The following is a 1735-nucleotide window of genomic DNA, read 5'->3' on the forward strand; positions in this document are numbered from 1 at the left end:
GCCATTACTGACCCATGCTCCTAGGCTCATGGGCATGGAACCGGCACCCTCCCTCGCCCCCGTCGCCGCACTTCTCGGCACCTGGAGGGGTGAGGGCGCGGGGTCGTATCCCACCATCGAGGACTTCACGTACACCGACGAGGTGGTCTTCTCGGACGTCGGCAAGCCGTTCCTGCACTACGTCCAACGGTCGTGGAGCGCGGACGGCTCCCCCATGCACACGGAGACGGGCTATCTGCGCATCCCGGGGGCCGGGACCGCCGAGCTGATCCTGGCGCAGCCCATGGGACAGACCGAACTCGCCGAGGGCACCGTCGTGGCCGAGGCGGACTCGCTCGTCCTGGAATTCCAGGCCCGGGTGGCCAACAGCGCCACCGCCAAGCAGGTGGACGCCACCAGGCGCCGGTACGAACTCACCGGGGGCAGGTTGGTCACCACCTTCGCCATGGCCGCGGTCGGACAGCCGATGACCCATCACCTCCACTCCGATATGCGGCGGGTCTGAGCGCCGTGGCCGAGAAGAAGAACGACGGGCGATCCGCGAACATCAAGGACGAGAAGGTCTACGAGGCGCTGCGCGACGACGGCGCCAGCAAGGAGAAGGCCGCCCGGATCGCCAACGCCTCGGCCGGGCGATCGCGGTCCGAGGTCGGCCACAAGGGTGGCAAGGCCGGCTCGTACGAGGACTGGACCGTCGACGAGCTCCGCGACCGCGCCCGGGAGATCGGCATCGAGGGACGCTCGTCCATGACCAAGGACGAGTTGATCGAGGCGTTGCGGGAGCACTGAGCCGGGACCAGCGGGCCGGGCTCACCGAGCCGGGATCAGCGGGCCGGGATCCAGCGGGCCGCGCGCTCACCCTCGTCGGCGTGTGGCCCGGTGCGTCAGCGCGCCGCGTCCCCCCGCCACACGAGCCGGGACACCCCCAGCCCGTCGAGCTCCCACCGCAGCTGGGACTGCGAGGGGGACTGGACGGGGAGGAACGCGGCCTCACGCATCCGACGATTGGCGGGGGCGTCCTGCGCATACCCCATTCCACCGCAGAGGATGGCCTCGAGTCGCGTGGCGGCGGGAGCGATCTCGGCGCCGTCCAGGCGCAACAGGAGGAGGTCGACGAGAGCGCCCTCTCCCGGCCGCGACGCCAGTCGGTGCAACTCCGAGTGCATGTGCTCGTGGCGGTCCACCAGCGCGGAGTGCTCGTCGGCGGAGAACGCACCGAGGCCGCCGAGCAGTCCCTCGACCTCGGTGAGAGAACGCGCCGCGACACCCGAGCAGAACGCGGCCTGCAGGACGAGGAACTCCGGGCGCACGCCGGTCAGGAAGTCCCCCAGGTCCTCCCCCAGCACCTGCTCGTCGGGGACGACGACGCCGTCGAGCCCGATCATGGTCGAGGCCGTGGCGTTGAGCGCCAGGAGATCCGGGGCGCTGCGCATGTCCACGCCCGGAGTCGACGCCTCGAAGGCCAGGACGAGGCTGCGCCCGTCCCCGGTGTTGGCGGCCAGGACGATCGTGCTGTCCTCGTAGACGTTGGAGGCCCACGCGACCGGGCCGTCGATGCGGTAGCCGCCGTCGACCGGAGTGGCGGTGATCGGGACTCTGCCCAGCCCGACCGCCTGACGCTGGGCAACGGCCATGCCGGTCACACCGGGCCGGTCCCCCGTGGCCACGGCGCGATAGGTCCGCCACGCGGCGTCCGACCGGTCCGCCGCGTGGCGGAGGTAGGCGGCGGTCATGC

The 1735-nt window shown here is 71.4% G+C and carries 3 protein-coding genes; 2 read left to right on the forward strand and 1 reads right to left on the reverse strand.

Going from position 1 to position 1735, the window contains the following annotated elements; translation table 11 throughout:
- Positions 1-34 precede the first annotated feature (34 nt).
- Both G6021_RS13125 and G6021_RS13130 read left to right on the forward strand, forming a co-directional pair.
- Complete coding sequence (locus tag G6021_RS13125) at positions 35-505, forward strand: FABP family protein (RefSeq protein ID WP_182641483.1); 471 nt, start codon at positions 35-37, stop codon at positions 503-505.
- A gap of 5 nt (positions 506-510) precedes the next feature.
- The gene (locus G6021_RS13130) at positions 511-789 is read left to right on the forward strand and encodes a Rho termination factor N-terminal domain-containing protein (protein WP_179525620.1); all 279 of its coding nucleotides are present in this window, start codon (positions 511-513) and stop codon (positions 787-789) included.
- 95 nt (positions 790-884) lie between these two features.
- On the opposite strand, the gene G6021_RS13135 is transcribed toward G6021_RS13130, so the two are convergent.
- Positions 885-1735: acyl-CoA dehydrogenase family protein (locus G6021_RS13135; RefSeq protein ID WP_182615561.1), on the reverse strand; the 851-nt coding region annotated here is incomplete at its 5' end.

The sequence above is a fragment of the Dietzia sp. CW19 genome (assembly GCF_014145265.1).
Classification (GTDB): Bacteria; Actinomycetota; Actinomycetes; order Mycobacteriales; family Mycobacteriaceae; genus Dietzia; species Dietzia natronolimnaea.